Below are 15,722 nucleotides of genomic sequence, written 5' to 3'. Positions count from 1 at the left end.
ATTAAATTTAAGGAATAATATTTATTCGAACAAGCGTATTTGAGTAGAAGGCTGTTCGTGTTCCAACAACCATTTTTTACGCCATAGACCTCCTGCGTATCCGGTTAGTGAGCCATCACTTCCGATCACACGATGACATGGGATGACAACCCATAACGGGTTTTTTCCATTTGCTGACGCCACTGCACGTATTGCCTTGATATCTCCGAGTTTTATGGAAAGCTCCTGATATGACATGGTTTTGCCAAAAGGGATTTCCGTCAATGCTTGCCAAACAGATTTTTGAAAGGGAGTTCCTTTCGGATTAAGCGGAAGATTAAAATCGGTAAGTTTTCCTTCGAAGTAATCATTTAATTGATCGGCACATGTACTGAGTTCTTCCGGTATTTTAGTGGATAGAATATTGGAGTCTTCAAGTATGGTTATGGATGAGATCCCATTTTCATCACCGCAAATTTCTGCAACTCCTAAAGGTGTTTTAATCCTTGCTTTCTTCATTTTTTTGTTCCTCATCAGTGATTTCAAGAATTCCCATGCGTTCGGCGCGTAACTGCCAGTTTCTTCTGGCTAGAAGCTGCAGGTCTTCGACATTGTCACTCTCATCAACGATCTCCAGGCCAAGCAAGGTTTCAATGATATCTTCCATGGTAACCAGACCGCTTATAGAGCCATATTCATCGACAACTAATGCGATATGATCTCGGTTCTGTATAAACTTCTCAAATAATTTGGGTAGTGGAATACTTCTTTTGGTTACCAGAATTTCCCGGTTTAGCGTTGAAAGCGGATTGTGTCCGTTTCCATTGATCATTTCTTCCAACACCTGATCTTTTAAAACAAAACCGGTGATGTTATCCATTTTCTCCTGATATATTGGAATTCTCGAGAATCGAAGTTTTGGGTTCTCTTTGAAAAATGCTTCGATGGTTTGATCTGCTGAAGCTGTTTTAATCACGGTTCTGGGAGTCATGATATCCTTTGCTTGGATCTCATTGAAACGTACCAGATTTTTGATGAAATTTGATTCGGATTCCTGAAATACGCCTTCTTCTTGCGCAATATCGGCCATGGCTGTAAAATCTTCCCGATTGAAAACTGATCCATGGGCATGCTTGCCGCCGATTAGTTTGGTTGTTAATTGCAGTAACCAGAGTATGCCGGTATACTTCAAAGGCCAGATCATGAAGGTCAGTGCTTTCGATGTGAAGTTTGCCAGTTTTTTCCAATACGTGGCGCCGATAGTCTTTGGGATGATCTCGGAGACGACCAAAATAAGAAAGGTCATCAATGCTGAAACAATTCCGACAATATTAATACCAAAAAAATCAACTTTAAATGGTAATTTCTCCGCTTGAGAACCCACCATTATGGCGCCTACGGTATGAGCGATCGTATTCAGGGTTAAAATTGCTATCAGCGGTTTATCGACATCCTTCTTTAAATTCTCAAGTAAGAAGGCGTAGGCCTTGTTTTCTTGCTTTTTGACATTGATAAAAGTAGGAGTTACACTGAGGAATACTGCCTCCAGTACCGAGCATAAAAAAGATACCCCGATAGATATCAGGGCGTAAATGATAAGTAACGTCATCTTAGCGCTTTCCAGCTAAGTTAATGATTAAATCTTAATTTTATGATTACCAGCCTCGGTATTTAGGCGGCTTGATCTCGAGCAGGTTCAGGTAGACGATGAGTTGGCCTCTGTGGTGAGTTACATGATCCTGAAGGAGATTCAAAATCTGTAATTTTGATTTAGGTCCTGCAAAGAATTCAACGGTTTCATCGAGGGTTTCAGGATCGGTGGCTCTAATAGCGTCACTAACACTGTCAAATGATTTAGTGAGCTCATCTATCAACTCCTGCTTTGTCCCGGGATTGATGGAAATGGCTGCTTTATCTGCCGGAGTTTTTGTAAAATAGGTGGTGCTCAGCCAGATCATATTTCCCCGAATATGCACCAGTTGCTCTTTTATATTCATCTCCCTTTCTGTAGGGCTAAAATCATAATTATCTTCAGGTACGGCTGCTGCAATTTCCAGTAGATATGCTTTTGAGTTTTGCCATTTTTCAAGGAATGCATCGATTGTACTTTGTTGACTCATGGCTTTAGAGCTGATGATCATGGTTAGAATAAGTAAAGTTCTTTTCATGTTTTGGTTAGGGTTTTAGAATTTTTGCAAGGTCTTTGGCAAAATAGGTGGCGATTATATCTGCCCCTGCTCTTTTTATTGCTAGCGCTTGTTCCATCATGACCGCATCATGATCGAGCCAACCTTTCTGTGCAGCAGCTTTGATCATGGCATATTCACCACTTACCTGGTAAACAGCAATAGGAATTTCAAAATTATTCTTAATGTCCCGAACGATATCCAGATAACATAATCCTGGTTTTACCATCACGATATCGGCTCCTTCTTCAATATCCATATGGGTTTCTCTAAGCGCCTCTGTCCTGTTCGCTGGATCCATTTGATAAGTTTTCTTATCTCCAAAACCTGGTGCCGAATCCAAGGCATCCCGAAAGGGTCCGTAAAATGCGGATGCGTATTTAGCGCTGTAACTCATGATGCCGGTATTCTTAAATCCTTCTTTTTCCATGAGTTCCCTCATTTTCAATATACGTCCGTCCATCATATCGCTGGGAGCTACAAAATCTGCCCCGGCAGCCGCATGGGATAGTGCCATTTTAGCGAGAACTTCAACTGATTCGTCATTCAGAATATCACCGTTTTCTACGATACCATCATGACCGTAAGAGGAATAGGGATCAAGTGCGACATCGGTGAATACCTGCATTTCCGGGATGGTGCTTTTTACGAGTTTAATGGCACGTTGCATCAGTCCGTCTGGATTTAAGGCTTCGGTTCCCAGATTATCTTTAAGTTCATCCGGTACTTTTACAAACAGAAGCACTGATTTGATTCCTAATTCCCATAATTCTTTAACCTCCTCTTGAAGCAAGTCGAGGCTAAACCGGAAATAATCAGGCATTGAGCTGATCTCTTCCTTGATCTTATCCCCTTCAACCACAAACAGAGGCGCCATGAGATCATCGGTGCTCAGTGTTGTTTCTCTGACCATTGCACGTATAGCGGCATTGGTACGTAATCTTCTGTTTCTTTTGATAGGATACATAATTTTATATTTTTAAACCCAGTCTATAGGGTGTTTTAAGACATTGATTAACTTTTCTTCTTCACTGTCCTTTTCAGGGTGATGATCGTATACCCACTGAACATGAGGAGGCAGGCTCATCAGGATGCTTTCGATACGGCCATTCGTCTTTAGTCCGAACAAGGTTCCTTTATCATGAACAAGATTGAATTCCACATATCGGCCTCTTCGTATCTCCTGCCAGGTTCTTTGCGCTGGTGTATAAGGAAGTTGCATCCTTTTTTCAACGATCGGGACATAGGCTTCTAGAAAACTATCGCCGATCTCCGTAATAAAGTCATACCAGTTGTCAATACTAAAGCCGTGTTTCTCCCTGCAATAATCGAAGAATAAACCTCCGACTCCTCGTGCTTCTTCACGGTGAGTATTCCAGAAATAGTCGTCACATTTCTGTTTGTAATCACGATAGAATTCCGGATGGTGTTTGTCACAAGCGTTCTTGCACACCTGATGAAAATGTTTTGCATCTTCTTCAAACAGGTAGTAGGGAGTAAGGTCTTGACCGCCGCCGAACCAGCGATCAACGATAGTACCTTGCTTATCATACATTTCGAAATAACGCCAGTTAGCATGAACCGTGGGTACCATGGGGTTAACAGGATGTATGACCAGGCTAAGTCCGCAAGCAAAAAAATCAACATCCTCAACCTTGAAATAATTTTGCATCGATTCTGGTAAGGGGCCGTGAACGGCAGAGATATTCACACCTCCTTTTTCAAAGACATTACCATTTTCGATCACTCGGGTCCTTCCGCCACCGCCTTCTTTTCTTTGCCAGAGATCCTGTTGGAATTTTGCTTTACCGTCGATAGCTTCCAGTTTCGAAGTAATCCGATCTTGCAGTTTCTCGATATATGTATAAAACGCTTCTTTCATTCTGATTTTAATTGTTCGATATAGACCAGCGAATCACTAAGATCGTCCCCGATAGAAGACGAGTAGATCTGAATGGAATGGTCTGCCAGTTTTCGATAGGAGATAGTCATTTCTGAAAGCTCCGGTCTGCTATTTCCAAAGGTATTCAAATAAAAAGTTCTACCTACAGCATTGTTATGCAGATCCATCACTCGGGCCAGCCTTTCGTTGGGTGAAAATTCTTCATGCCAGTCGGTAATTTTTTTAGACCATGACATCGCATTTTCAACCTTGCTTGTATATTTTAGGCACTGTCTGATGATCATGGCATTCCAAAATGCATGTCGAAAGGCATTTGCCTGATTATTTTGATGATGTGTATCTCCGAACTGATCATTACAAATAAGCATGCAACTTTTGGTCGCTGTAATCGTTGCGATAAAGAACAACGGATTACTCAAGAAATATTTGTTCAGACTTAATAATTGTGAAAAATCCAGCGATCTTATCAGTTCGGAAAGTTTCATTATCGATTCGGATATTCTTTTACCGCTTCTATAAATGCCTTTGCATGATCAACCGGAATATTCGGAAGGATACCATGGCCAAGATTCACTATATAGCGGTCCTTTCCGAAAGCATCGATCATTTCCCAAACCATTTTTTTAATTTCACTTATGGGCGATAACAATCTGGAAGGGTCAAAATTCCCTTGTAACGTAATTTTACCACCGGTCAGATACCGCGCATTGGCTGGTGAACATGTCCAGTCAACTCCAAGAGCGCTTGCCTTACTTTTTGACATTTCATTAAGTGCGAACCAGCATCCTTTACCAAAGACGATGACCTCCGTTTCCGGTGCAAGTGCTTCAACGATCTGATTGATATAAGGCCAGGAAAATTCCTGATAATCAACCGGAGAAAGCATGCCTCCCCAAGAATCGAATATTTGTACGGCATTTACGCCGTGTTTTACCTTTTCTTTTAGATAAAGGATCGTCGTATCTGTAATTTTTTGTAATAGGTTATGAGCTGCGATTGGATTCGAAAAGCAAAATCCCTTTGCTGCATCAAAACTCTTGGAACCTTTTCCTTCAACGGCATAGCATAAAATGGTCCAGGGTGAACCGGCGAATCCGATAAGAGGAACACGGTCATTAAGTCTTTCCTTGGTAATATCGATTGCATCCATCACATAACCTAGTGTTTCGTTGATGTCGGGAACGATTACGTTATCCACATCCGCAGTGGTTTTGATTGGATTTGGCAACCAGGGCCCTACGCCGGGCTTCATTTCCACCTCAATATTCATCGCTTGTGGAATAACCAGGATGTCTGAAAACAAAATTGCGGCGTCCGGTTTTACAATATCGATCGGTTGAATGGTTATTTCTGCGGCCAATTCAGGGGTGCGGCAACGTGTGAAGAAATCGTATTTCTCTTTTAACGCCATGAATTCCGGCAAATACCTGCCTGCCTGACGCATCATCCATACCGGAGGTCTCTCTACGGTTTCTCCTCTTAAAGCTCGTAAGAAAAGGTCGTTTTTGATCATATTGTTTAATTTTTTCCTAGGTGGAATAGTATTTAATCGCCTGTACGATCACATTTTCTATGGTCGTTTTATTGGCTGTAATTATATTGTTCGTATGTTTTTTTAATGCCTTTTCGGTTGTTTTTCCGATCGAGAAGGCCGTGAAGTCTTCAAAAAGATTGTTTTGCGCAAAACTTTCCACAGCACTGGGACTAAAGAAAAGAATGCCATCAAATCCGGTGGTTACCAATTGGGGTTTTAGGTTGGAATTGTAGGTTTCGATTTCTGTGAAACCAATTTTATTTCGCTGTAGCATTTCAGGTAGTTCTTCTCTCCTTCGCTGGGTGCAGAAGAATACGAAGTTCTTATCTGCATGGCTTTGAATGATCTTTTCTGCTAGCTTATCTGCCTGATATGCACTTTCAAGGACCTTCCACCCTTGTTCTGAAATAAGTTCAGAGGTCTTGTCACCCACACAAAAACAGTTCTTGATTACGATATTCTTATCAACAACAGCTTTGACGGCATTCTTGCTGGTAAAAATCGCATTTTCAACCGGCTGTTTTATGTTGAATTCTAATGGAGTGATCTCTATAAAATCGACATCGGTAATCGCTATGCCAGCATTGAGAAGTAACTCCTTTTGTGAAGGTGTTAGTTTTTTAGTGCTTAGTATACGAATCGTGTCTTTAGACATTCCAGTCCTTTTAGCGTTATTTCTTTTCCAGTTCTTTTCGAACTTTCTTCATGAGTTGTTGTCCGCCATCTGCAAGTAATTCCTGTGCGCAAATTACACCGAGTCCCTCGAAATGTTCGATCAGAATCTTTTTTTCAATGGAGATCTTCTGCTTACCATCAAGGGATAATAAAACTCCGGTAAAGCAAAGATAGTCTACGTCGATGGTAGCCAGTGCCCCTATGGGGGCAGTACATCCTCCTTCCAATGTGCGCAGGAATTCCCGCTCTATGGTAGTACAGATATCTGTCTCGTAAGAGTTGAGCGGTTTTAGAGCATTGATGATGTCGGTGTCTTCTTCTTTCGCCACGACCATCATTGCACCCTGGGCTGGCGCGGGTACCATCCAGTCAAGAACCATCGATTTTTCAGGTTTGATCCCGATTCGTTCCAAACCTGCAGCAGCAAAGATGGCTCCATTCCAATCGTTGTCTTCAAGCTTCTGAAGACGCGTATTCACATTTCCTCTAAGATCTGTGATCTGATGTTTTGGGAATTGATTTAGCCACTGTGCTTTACGTCTTAGGCTCCCGGTAGCGATCAACGCTTTCTTGTTGTTAAGAAATTCGTTGTTGTTTTTATAGACGAGTAAGTCATGAACATTTGCTCGTTCCGGAACTGCGGCTTTTACAATTCCCTTGGGTAATTGAGTCGGAACATCTTTCATGCTGTGAACAGCAATATCGATCTCTCCTTTTAGCATAGCAACATCAAGGGTCTTTGTAAATACGCCGGTAATGCCCAATTCATATAGCGGTTTATCCAGGATCAGATCTCCGGTGGATTTTACAGGTACTAATTCGGTTCTACAGCCAAAGGATTCCAGTTGTTGCTGTACATATTTGGCCTGCCAGAGTGCTAATTCGCTGTCTCGCGTACCAATTCTAATCATTCTATTCATTTGGTGGTCTCTAGTTGAAACACTTTTTTTATGAGTTCAATACTTTCATCGGAAGAATCAGGACATTCTTTCAGATGATTGGCGAATTGGGTGGTGATTTTTTGAATGATCCGGTTGGTTAGGATCTCAGCATGTTCGTTGTTAAAGTCACTGAGTTTTTTACGCTGGAACTCAATTTCGGAATCCTTAAGAGTTTTTAATTTTTTCTTAAGGGCTTTTATGGTAGGGGCGAATTTTCTGGTTTCAAGCCAACTTTTAAAATCTTCTTCGACCTCTTCGATGATTTCTTTGGCTTTAGGTATGAACTTTTCTCTTCTTTTGAGTGTATCGTCTGTCATTTTGGATAACTGATCCAGATGAACAAGAGTTACATTGTCCATGGATTTTACATCATCGTCAACGTTTTTTGGAATGGAGAGGTCGAGGATGAGTAAAGGTTTTGTGGTATGAATCAATTCCCGATTTACGGTGGGGTGTGTTGCACCTGTAGCGACAATGAGCACATCGGTATCCCGGATCTCTTCCTGGAGCTGGGCATATTCTTTAACGATGAGGTTGAATTTTCCAGCGATCCTTTCCGCTTTTTCACGAGTCCGGTTAATAAGAACAATATGGTTATTTCTGGTATGCTTGACCAGATTTTCACAGGTGTTTCTTCCGATCTTACCGGTACCGAAAAGTAGAATATTCTTCTTTGAGACTTCCGGTACGCGTGATAAAATATATTGAACAGAAGCAAAGGCGACAGAAGTGGCGCCAGATGATATCTCTGTTTCAGTCTTTATTCGTTTACTGGCCTGGATCACAGAGTTACAAAGTCTTTCCAGAAAAGGATTCGTTAACTCTTCCTTCTTTGAGCGAATAAAACTTTGCTTTAGTTGTCCGATTATCTCAAAATCACCCAGAATCTGACTATCGAGTCCTGCACCCACCTTAAACATGTGATGGATCGCCTCATAATTTTTGTAGACATATCCGATCGATTGAAATTGCTCAACGGTTCCGTTGGAATTTCCGCAAAGTAATTGAATTAATTGAAAGGGGTGTTGGGCAAATCCGAATAGCTCTGTTCGGTTGCAAGTGGAAATGACCATGAGACCTTCTATACCCGAAGATTTTGCCTGACGAAGCAGGTTCACTACAGTTTCCTCGTCCATGCTAAATTGACCACGGACGCCGGCATCAGCTTTCTTATAACTGATACCTACGGTGTAGAAGGAATTATGTTTGGAATGTAAAAACGCTTTCATTCAGTTAATTCTGAAGTCAGGTGACAAAATTAGGGGTGTTATTTATAAAAAAATAACGCTAGAGGTACTTTTTTTATCGTTTGAGGTCTTTTATATTGCCTGAAAGGCTTAATTGCCTAAAATAACGTATTTTTGGGATTGTGACCGCGTTTCTATGGTGTTTAGTTTAGAACTGTTCTAAATAAATGAACGGCTAATTTAGGGGATTATGAGTAAAAAAAATATCGCTGAAAGAACTTTGAAGGAAGTGGAGTTCGAAGAAGGGTTTAAGCTGATAAAGTATCAGAATGAAACTGATGAAGTTCAGTCCTTTACAAAGGATGTTGACAGTAGTTTCATACAGTTTCATTTTTGTTTAAAAGGGAATACCAATTTTAATTTTAACAATTCGCGGTATGTTCTGGAAGTCAATGAAGACAGTTCTTTACTGCTGTACAATCCTCAGCGAGACCTTCCGATGAATCTAACGATTTTTTCCAAGACCTGGCTGGTTTCGTTGCTGATACCGATAAAGAAGTTTCATAGTCTCTTTTCCATGGAAGCCGATTATATCACGTTTTTGAGTGAAGAGAACAGGGACAAAAAATATTATAATTCATTACCGGTAACTCCTGCAATATCGGTGGTGTTGAGTCAGATTATCAACTTCAATATGCATCATTCGGTCAAACATATCTATCTGAAAGCAAAAGTATATGAATTACTCGCTTTATACTTCAATCAGCCAGAGGATGCCGATACTGATCAATGTCCGTTTCTGATCGATGAAGATAATGTAAGACGGATTAAAAGAGCTAAGGATATTGTAATCTCAAGAATGGCTGAACCTCCCGGATTGCAGGAATTAGCTGAAGAGATCGGGTTGAATATTAAAAAATTAAAAGAAGGATTCAAACAGATCTATGGAGATTCCGTTTATAGTTTTCTGTTTGATTATAAAATGGAATATGCAAGAAAGATGCTGGAAAGCGGAACCTGCAATGTAAATGAAGTAGGGCATAAGGTAGGCTACAGCACTTCGAGTCATTTTATCGCAGCCTTCAGAAAGAAATACGGAACCACCCCCAAAAAATATCTAATGTCCTTAAACGTATAGCCATGATATATCTGAAATTTTTGATCTCTTTATTTTCAATCTATATGACGGGTTGTGGGAGTAATGAGTCAGAGAATCTTTCGGCAACAGATCGTGTATTGGTCTTCTCAAAGACCGAAGGATTCCGGCATAGTTCAATTCCTGTTGGGGTTGCGATGCTTATGTCGTTGGGGCAGCAACATAACTTCGAAGTTTCTCATACCGAAGATGCCTCACAATTTAATGATGTAAACCTTGCAGCCTATGATCTTGTGATATTTCTGTCAACTACAGGAGATGTGCTCAATATCGGCCAGGAAGCGGCTTTTAAAAAATATATTGAGAACGGTGGAAGTTATTTAGGTATACATGCTGCAGCAGATACAGAATTCGACTGGTCCTGGTATGGTGAGCTTACAGGCGCTTATTTTGTAGATCATCCAAAAACTCAGGAAGCTACGATAATTCGAATTGATGACGCTCATCCTTCGACTTCTATGTTGCCGGAACATTGGGAAAGAACCGATGAATGGTATAACTATAAAGAGATCCAGGATGGAATTCAGGTTTTACTCAAATTGGATGAATCCAGTTATAAGGGAGGTAAGAATGGGGGTGATCATCCCATCGCCTGGTGTAGGGATTTTGACGGAGGAAGAATGTTCTATACGGGATTGGGTCATACTGAAGAATCGTATAGTGAGCCGTTGTTTCGCGAACATATACTTGGCGGTATCGAATACTGTCTTCACCGTTGAATCAACTAAATTGGCGGGCTATAAACTATTCCTATTGCAAACATGGATAACGCCGCTTAAAAGTGTAAATTTGCTTAAAATACTATTGCCTGATGAAAGGAGTGTTACTGGTAAATCTGGGTTCTCCGGATTCGACCGATCCCAAAGATGTAAAAAAATATCTGGATGAGTTTTTAATGGATGAGCGTGTGATCGATATGCCCTATTGGTTGCGCAGTCTGATAGTCAGAGGTATTATTTTAAAAACCCGGCCTAAAAAATCAGCAGAGGCTTATTCCCGTATTTGGTGGGATGAGGGTTCTCCTTTGATCGTATTATCTGAAAGACTTCAGGATAAAGTAGACAAACTAACCAGCGTTCCTGTTGCATTAGCGATGCGTTACGGAAATCCTTCGATAAAAGAAGGTTTGGAGTCTCTGAAGGCCCTGGGAGTGAATGAAGTGCTCCTGATTCCTTTGTATCCACAATTTGCAATGGCTACTACCGAGACGATCATTGTTCTGGCTGAAGAGCTTAGAAAAAAATTCTTTTCAGACATGACCTTCACGACTATTCCGGCATTTTATAATCATGACGATTATATCAGAGTGCTTGCTGAATCTATCAGGAAGGAACTGGAAGGAAAGGATTGGGAGAAATTGCTTTTCTCGTATCACGGAGTACCGGAAAGACATATTCGAAAGTCAGACGTAACCGGCTCTCATTGCAGGATCGATGGTCAATGTTGTAGAAATCCCTCCCCTGCACATCAATTCTGTTATCGTCACCAATGTTATGAAACCACCAGGTTGGTAGCGAAATATCTTGAGCTTCCTGAGGGGAGTTATCATACTTCCTTTCAATCAAGACTCGGGATTGACCCTTGGCTGAAACCATTTACAGATAAAACGGTAGATGAATATGCTGAAACAGGGGTTAAGAATCTGGCTGTGGTTACTCCTGCATTCGTTTCTGACTGTCTTGAGACCCTCGAGGAGATCGGTATGGAGGCAAAGGATAGTTTTGTGGAGCACGGTGGTGAAAACTTTCATCTGGTGCCATGTTTGAATGATGATGAAGGATGGGTTAAAGTGCTGGCACGATGGATCGATGAATGGGCAATTCACACTGTCTGATAAAATAGCTGTATATGGCGAAAATCTCTTCTGAGGAATTAGGATCGCAACCCATCGGTAAATTACTGGTCAAACAGGCGGTACCTGCTTCCATAGGAATTCTGGTAATGTCCCTGAATATATTGGTCGATACCATATTTGTGGGAAACTGGATCGGAGCTACAGCAATCGCTGCGATCAATGTTGTGTTGCCGGTGTCCTTTTTTATCGCAGCACTCGGCATGGCGATAGGTATCGGAGGAGCTTCTATAATTTCCAGGGCTCTCGGAGGAGGTAACAGGCAAAAAGCACTTGATACATTTGGAAATCAGATTACACTCACACTGATTCTGACCAGTATTTTGGTTTTCTTCGGACTTTGGTATACGGATGATATAATTCCTTTGTTTGGAGGTAAAGGTGCGATATTCGAACCTGCACGAGTTTATTACCGTATCGTTTTATACGGTGTGCCTTTTCTGGCTTTAAGTATGATGGGGAATAATGTGATCAGGGCGGAGGGTAAGCCTCGTTTTGCCATGGTCGCCATGATCATACCTTCTGCAGGTAATCTTTTGCTGGATATTCTTTTTATCAATATCATGGATCTTGGAATGTTCGGGGCGGCATGGGCTTCCACAGGATCTTATATATGTTGTTTGCTCTATATCCTTTGGTTCTTTTTGTCTAAGAGATCGGAGCTTACTATCGGATTTAAAAATATGCGCCTGATTCCTGGCCTGGTAAAAGAGATCGCTTCTCTTGGGGGTGTGACACTGGCCCGACAGGCGGTGGTAAGTGTTACCTATCTCTTCGTTAATAATATACTTTTTGAGATCGGTGGGGAATCATCGATCACGGTTTATGCCATCGTAGGTAGAATGCTGATGTTTGCACTGTTTCCGGTTTTGGGGATTACTCAGGGTTTTCTGCCTATTGCGGGATATAATTATGGTGCCGGGAAGTTTCCCAGAGTGCGAGAGTCAATAACGACGGCTATCAAATATGCTGCCGTATTGGGGTTAGTTGTATTTCTTTTGATCATGGCATTTCCGGAAGCTATTACAAGAGTTTTTACGGATGAAGCCCAAGTGCTTTCGGAGACTCCAAATGCGATGCGACTTGTTTTTGCTGCAACACCTATCGTTGTCATACAGCTGATAGGTTCAGCATATTTTCAAGCGGTTGGGAAAGTCGTGCCGGCTTTTTTCCTAACCTTGACACGACAGGGTTTTTTCTTTATACCGTTGGTGTTGATCCTTCCAAAATATCTTGGGGAGATAGGGGTGTGGATATCCTTTTCACTAGCGGATCTGATCTCGACAATCGTGACCGGGTATTTTTTGTATAAAGAGGTTAAAACAAATTTGTAAATTGAAATGCCTAAACCGAAGTTAGCATCGGTTCATGGAAACAGCTTTTACTATGGAGTATTATAATTACATCAAATCTTTACATTTAATTTTCGTGATAACCTGGTTTGCAGGTCTTTTTTATATACCGCGATTATTTATCTATCATATCGAAGCTGATGAGAAGCCATCTCCGGAGCGTGAGATACTCACGAGTCAGTTAAAACTGATGACCAAAAGACTGTGGAATATCATCACCTGGCCCTCAGCGATACTTGCAATTTTCACGGCTGTTTTATTATTACTTATTATGCCCGGTTGGCTTCAGCAGGGTTGGATGCATGTGAAATTACTTTTTGTATTGTTGTTGATTATTTATCACTTGAAGACACATCAGATGTATAAACAGCTTCAGCGAGATGAGATTCGATATACGTCGAGGTTTATGCGTATCTGGAACGAAGGATCGACTATCATATTATTTGCTGTGATATTCCTGGTAATACTCAGAAGTTCTCTGAACTGGATCTTTGGATTAACGGGGTTGTTTGTATTGATGATCCTGATTATGTTGGGAATAAAATTGTATAAATCCATTCGAGATAAAAACCCTGATGCCTGAAGGCGCTTGGCGTAATTATTGATGCCTCAAATTAAAATATTAGGCTGTGTATAAAAAACTATCCCTGCGGTACCGAATCTTTCTGACGATGATCCTGATTGTGATCATTTCGTCTATCTTTTTCGCCGGAGTGACTGTTTATCAGTATAATATTCAAAATGAAGATTATCACCGGGAAATGCTTGAACGTAAGGAATTGCAGCTTAAGGCTCAGATCGATTACGAATTGCGCAGTACTACTTATGAGGTTAAAACCTCCAATTTAAAATATATCTTTCTTCGTAAGATCTATGAGATTGCTAATGTTCAAAGTCTGAACTTTAACATTTTTGATCTTGAAGGACATTTGATCATAGGGTCCAAATCCAGGTTTGCAGATGATTCACTTTATGTGAAAGTACCTCCTTATGTGTTGGACAGTTTGAAGAACAGTGTGGTGAATCCTGAAACGAATTCGAAAAGATACGTTGAAGTAAATACTGCCGCAGGAGAGCGTTATCAATCCTCTTATACGTATATTCTCGATCAGAAGTTCAAGCCTATCGGGATATTGAACATTCCATATTTTGAAGATAATACCTTCTATGATTACGAATTACAGGAATTCCTGATGAGACAGGGAGGAGGGTTTCTTATCATGTTTGGAATCGCCATTTTGCTGGCGTATCTCATATCCAGTTATATTACCCGGTCTTTAAAGAGTATTAGTCAGAAACTCGATGAGACCAGGTTGAGTAAGCGGAACGAAAAGATTTATCTCGAGGATCCAAGTGAGGAGATTGGAGCTCTGGTAGATGCCTATAACGGGATGATCGACGAGCTTGAAAAAAGTGCGGTTTTGCTGGCGAAGAGTGAGCGGGAACAAGCATGGCGTGAGATGGCAAAGCAGGTGGCGCATGAAATCAAGAACCCGTTAACTCCGATGCGTCTGAGTGTTCAGAATTTTGAAAGGAAATTCGACGCCAATGACCCAGAGGCTTCTGAGAAACTCGCTCAATTTTCACATACACTTATTCAACAGATCGATACCTTAAGCAGTATTGCTTCAGCATTCAGTAATTTCGCGAATATGCCTGCTCAACAGAATGAAACGCTAAATGTGGTCAAGGTTGTTAAACTGGCACTGGATATCTTTACAGAAGATTATATTCGTTTCTTTAGTGATGAGGAAGAGGTTATCGTAAAAATGGATCGAACTCAGTTGATCCGGGTTATAACAAACCTGGTGAAGAATGCGATCCAGGCAATTCCTGAAGACCGGGAGCCGAAGATTATGGTTAATGTGTTTTCGGATTGTGAATCGGTAAAGATTACTGTGGCAGATAACGGACTCGGAATCGCTGAGGAGAACAGCCTGAAAATATTTGAACCTAAATTTACGACCAAGACCAGTGGAATGGGATTGGGCCTTGGAATGGTTCGAAATATGGTGGAGAATTATAACGGGACTATCAGTTTTACCTCTCTGAAAGATAAAGGAACGGTATTTACCGTAAGTTTTCCTAAATGTAAACCTCTTAGTAAGCCGAATTATTCTTAACTTCAGGTTCGCTGAATTCAACACATCAATCAACAATAATAAACTATGGAATATCAGAATCTATTAGTCGAAATCGAGAACCATATCGCATTGCTAACGATCAACCGTCCCGAAAAGTTAAATGCATTGAATCGGGAAACGATCAGTGAGCTCCATCAGGCTTTAAAAGCCCTTAATGAAGATGATGAGGTGAGGGTGATTATTATGACCGGAGCAGGAACCAAAGCTTTTGTTGCGGGAGCTGATATTGCTGAATTTTCAAGTTTTTCAATGAAGGAAGGTGAGCAGCTTGCTGCTCGCGGTCAGGAGATTTTGTTTGATTTTATTGAACGATTGGGAACTCCTGTGATCGCAGCTATCAATGGATTCGCATTGGGTGGAGGGCTTGAACTGGCTTTGTCATGCCATTTCAGAGTTGCCAGCGATAATGCCCGAATGGGGCTGCCGGAAGTTTCACTGGGAGTTATTCCGGGTTATGGAGGTACGCAAAGACTACCGCAATTGATCGGCAAGGGTAGGGCGCTTGAGTTGATCCTCACCGGCGGTATGATCGGAGTGGAGCAGGCACATATGTCGGGGCTTATCAATCATATGGTTGCTCAAGAGGAGCTTATTCCTTTGTGTAAAAGTATTGCCGGGAAGATCATCAATAATTCACCACGCGCGATCGCCACAGCGATCAAGGCTGTTAATGCTGGTTTTGGCCGTCATGGTTTCAGTACAGAGATCAAGGCTTTTGGAGAATGTTTTGGATCAAAGGATTTCAAAGAAGGAACTTCTGCATTCCTCGAAAAGAGAAAAGCCAAATTCACAGGGAATTAAGCGAAAAAAAGC

17 protein-coding genes are annotated in these 15,722 nt (G+C 41.2%); 7 read left to right on the top strand and 10 right to left on the bottom strand.

Features of this window, described 5'->3' with window-relative positions:
- Positions 1–21: 21 nt before the first annotated feature.
- From DMZ48_RS01410 to hemA, 10 genes are read right to left on the bottom strand one after another with little or no spacing between them, the layout of a single operon-like run.
- On the bottom strand, positions 22–498 hold the full coding sequence (locus DMZ48_RS01410; RefSeq protein ID WP_143953313.1) for a methylated-DNA--[protein]-cysteine S-methyltransferase: 477 nt from the start codon (positions 496–498) through the stop codon (positions 22–24).
- A complete protein-coding gene (locus DMZ48_RS01405) occupies positions 479–1,588 on the bottom strand; it encodes a CNNM domain-containing protein (protein WP_143953312.1) in 1,110 nt (369 codons plus the stop codon). Before DMZ48_RS01405 ends, DMZ48_RS01410 begins: the two co-directional genes overlap by 20 nt.
- Positions 1,589–1,634: 46 nt before the next feature.
- A complete protein-coding gene (locus DMZ48_RS01400) occupies positions 1,635–2,147 on the bottom strand; it encodes a DinB family protein (protein ID WP_143953311.1) in 513 nt (170 codons plus the stop codon).
- A 7-nt stretch (positions 2,148–2,154) separates the two neighbouring features.
- A complete protein-coding gene (gene hemB, locus DMZ48_RS01395) occupies positions 2,155–3,132 on the bottom strand; it encodes a porphobilinogen synthase (protein WP_143953310.1) in 978 nt (325 codons plus the stop codon).
- Positions 3,133–3,144: 12 nt separating this feature from the next.
- Positions 3,145–4,047 (bottom strand): oxygen-dependent coproporphyrinogen oxidase, encoded by a 903-nt coding sequence (hemF, locus tag DMZ48_RS01390; protein ID WP_143953309.1) that lies wholly within the window; start codon positions 4,045–4,047, stop codon positions 3,145–3,147.
- A complete protein-coding gene (locus DMZ48_RS01385; protein WP_143953308.1) occupies positions 4,044–4,553 on the bottom strand; it encodes a DUF6973 domain-containing protein in 510 nt (169 codons plus the stop codon). Before DMZ48_RS01385 ends, hemF begins: the two co-directional genes overlap by 4 nt.
- Positions 4,553–5,581 carry a uroporphyrinogen decarboxylase gene (gene hemE, locus DMZ48_RS01380; protein ID WP_143953307.1) on the bottom strand — a complete coding sequence of 343 codons (1,029 nt, stop codon included), beginning with the start codon at positions 5,579–5,581 and terminating at the stop codon, positions 4,553–4,555. The genes DMZ48_RS01385 and hemE overlap by 1 nt, the downstream gene beginning before the upstream one ends.
- Positions 5,582–5,597: 16 nt before the next feature.
- Entirely contained in the window at positions 5,598–6,257 is a 660-nt protein-coding gene (locus DMZ48_RS01375) for a uroporphyrinogen-III synthase (RefSeq protein WP_143953306.1), read from the bottom strand.
- A gap of 16 nt (positions 6,258–6,273) precedes the next feature.
- Positions 6,274–7,197 (bottom strand): hydroxymethylbilane synthase, encoded by a 924-nt coding sequence (gene hemC, locus DMZ48_RS01370; RefSeq protein WP_143953305.1) that lies wholly within the window; start codon positions 7,195–7,197, stop codon positions 6,274–6,276.
- Positions 7,194–8,447: a glutamyl-tRNA reductase gene (gene hemA, locus DMZ48_RS01365; protein ID WP_143953304.1), complete on the bottom strand. Its 1,254-nt coding sequence runs from the start codon at positions 8,445–8,447 to the stop codon at positions 7,194–7,196. The genes hemC and hemA overlap by 4 nt, the downstream gene beginning before the upstream one ends.
- A 208-nt stretch (positions 8,448–8,655) precedes the next feature.
- Between hemA and DMZ48_RS01360 the strand changes: the two genes are divergently transcribed.
- The 7 genes from DMZ48_RS01360 (at position 8,656) to DMZ48_RS01330 (ending at position 15,710) form a co-directional block, all read left to right on the top strand.
- Positions 8,656–9,543: a helix-turn-helix domain-containing protein gene (locus tag DMZ48_RS01360; RefSeq protein WP_143953303.1), complete on the top strand. Its 888-nt coding sequence runs from the start codon at positions 8,656–8,658 to the stop codon at positions 9,541–9,543.
- 2 nt (positions 9,544–9,545) lie between these two features.
- On the top strand, positions 9,546–10,280 hold the full coding sequence (locus tag DMZ48_RS01355) for a ThuA domain-containing protein (RefSeq protein WP_143953302.1): 735 nt from the start codon (positions 9,546–9,548) through the stop codon (positions 10,278–10,280).
- A gap of 92 nt (positions 10,281–10,372) precedes the next feature.
- On the top strand, positions 10,373–11,395 hold the full coding sequence (hemH, locus tag DMZ48_RS01350) for a ferrochelatase (protein ID WP_199287918.1): 1,023 nt from the start codon (positions 10,373–10,375) through the stop codon (positions 11,393–11,395).
- 14 nt (positions 11,396–11,409) lie between these two features.
- The gene (locus DMZ48_RS01345) at positions 11,410–12,747 is read left to right on the top strand and encodes an MATE family efflux transporter (protein ID WP_143953300.1); all 1,338 of its coding nucleotides are present in this window, start codon (positions 11,410–11,412) and stop codon (positions 12,745–12,747) included.
- A gap of 52 nt (positions 12,748–12,799) precedes the next feature.
- Positions 12,800–13,348, top strand: coding sequence for a CopD family protein (locus DMZ48_RS01340; protein WP_143953299.1), 549 nt, complete (start codon positions 12,800–12,802; stop codon positions 13,346–13,348).
- An 88-nt stretch (positions 13,349–13,436) separates the two neighbouring features.
- Positions 13,437–14,888, top strand: a complete 1,452-nt coding sequence (locus DMZ48_RS01335) for a sensor histidine kinase (protein WP_143953813.1) — start codon at positions 13,437–13,439, stop codon at positions 14,886–14,888.
- 45 nt (positions 14,889–14,933) lie between these two features.
- Positions 14,934–15,710, top strand: coding sequence for an enoyl-CoA hydratase/isomerase family protein (locus DMZ48_RS01330; RefSeq protein WP_143953298.1), 777 nt, complete (start codon positions 14,934–14,936; stop codon positions 15,708–15,710).
- The last annotated feature ends 12 nt before the right edge of the window (positions 15,711–15,722 follow it).

Origin of the sequence: Robertkochia solimangrovi, assembly GCF_007279655.1 — a bacterium.
GTDB lineage: Bacteria > Bacteroidota > Bacteroidia > Flavobacteriales > Flavobacteriaceae > Robertkochia > Robertkochia solimangrovi.
Note: the sequence above shows the minus strand (reverse complement) of the source record. Positions and strands in the feature narration are given on the sequence as shown.

What these genes read in the sequence shown, in the direction of transcription:
- DMZ48_RS01410 (WP_143953313.1), bottom strand. Translation starts at nt 498, where the DNA reads ATGAAGAAAGCAAGGATTAAAACACCTTTAGGAGTTGCAGAAATTTGC.
- DMZ48_RS01405 (WP_143953312.1), bottom strand. Translation starts at nt 1,588, where the DNA reads ATGACGTTACTTATCATTTACGCCCTGATATCTATCGGGGTATCTTTT.
- DMZ48_RS01400 (WP_143953311.1), bottom strand. Translation starts at nt 2,147, where the DNA reads ATGAAAAGAACTTTACTTATTCTAACCATGATCATCAGCTCTAAAGCC.
- hemB (WP_143953310.1), bottom strand. Translation starts at nt 3,132, where the DNA reads ATGTATCCTATCAAAAGAAACAGAAGATTACGTACCAATGCCGCTATA.
- hemF (WP_143953309.1), bottom strand. Translation starts at nt 4,047, where the DNA reads ATGAAAGAAGCGTTTTATACATATATCGAGAAACTGCAAGATCGGATT.
- DMZ48_RS01385 (WP_143953308.1), bottom strand. Translation starts at nt 4,553, where the DNA reads ATGAAACTTTCCGAACTGATAAGATCGCTGGATTTTTCACAATTATTA.
- hemE (WP_143953307.1), bottom strand. Translation starts at nt 5,581, where the DNA reads ATGATCAAAAACGACCTTTTCTTACGAGCTTTAAGAGGAGAAACCGTA.
- DMZ48_RS01375 (WP_143953306.1), bottom strand. Translation starts at nt 6,257, where the DNA reads ATGTCTAAAGACACGATTCGTATACTAAGCACTAAAAAACTAACACCT.
- hemC (WP_143953305.1), bottom strand. Translation starts at nt 7,197, where the DNA reads ATGAATAGAATGATTAGAATTGGTACGCGAGACAGCGAATTAGCACTC.
- hemA (WP_143953304.1), bottom strand. Translation starts at nt 8,447, where the DNA reads ATGAAAGCGTTTTTACATTCCAAACATAATTCCTTCTACACCGTAGGT.
- DMZ48_RS01360 (WP_143953303.1), top strand. Translation starts at nt 8,656, where the DNA reads ATGAGTAAAAAAAATATCGCTGAAAGAACTTTGAAGGAAGTGGAGTTC.
- DMZ48_RS01355 (WP_143953302.1), top strand. Translation starts at nt 9,546, where the DNA reads ATGATATATCTGAAATTTTTGATCTCTTTATTTTCAATCTATATGACG.
- hemH (WP_199287918.1), top strand. Translation starts at nt 10,373, where the DNA reads ATGAAAGGAGTGTTACTGGTAAATCTGGGTTCTCCGGATTCGACCGAT.
- DMZ48_RS01345 (WP_143953300.1), top strand. Translation starts at nt 11,410, where the DNA reads ATGGCGAAAATCTCTTCTGAGGAATTAGGATCGCAACCCATCGGTAAA.
- DMZ48_RS01340 (WP_143953299.1), top strand. Translation starts at nt 12,800, where the DNA reads ATGGAGTATTATAATTACATCAAATCTTTACATTTAATTTTCGTGATA.
- DMZ48_RS01335 (WP_143953813.1), top strand. Translation starts at nt 13,437, where the DNA reads ATGATCCTGATTGTGATCATTTCGTCTATCTTTTTCGCCGGAGTGACT.
- DMZ48_RS01330 (WP_143953298.1), top strand. Translation starts at nt 14,934, where the DNA reads ATGGAATATCAGAATCTATTAGTCGAAATCGAGAACCATATCGCATTG.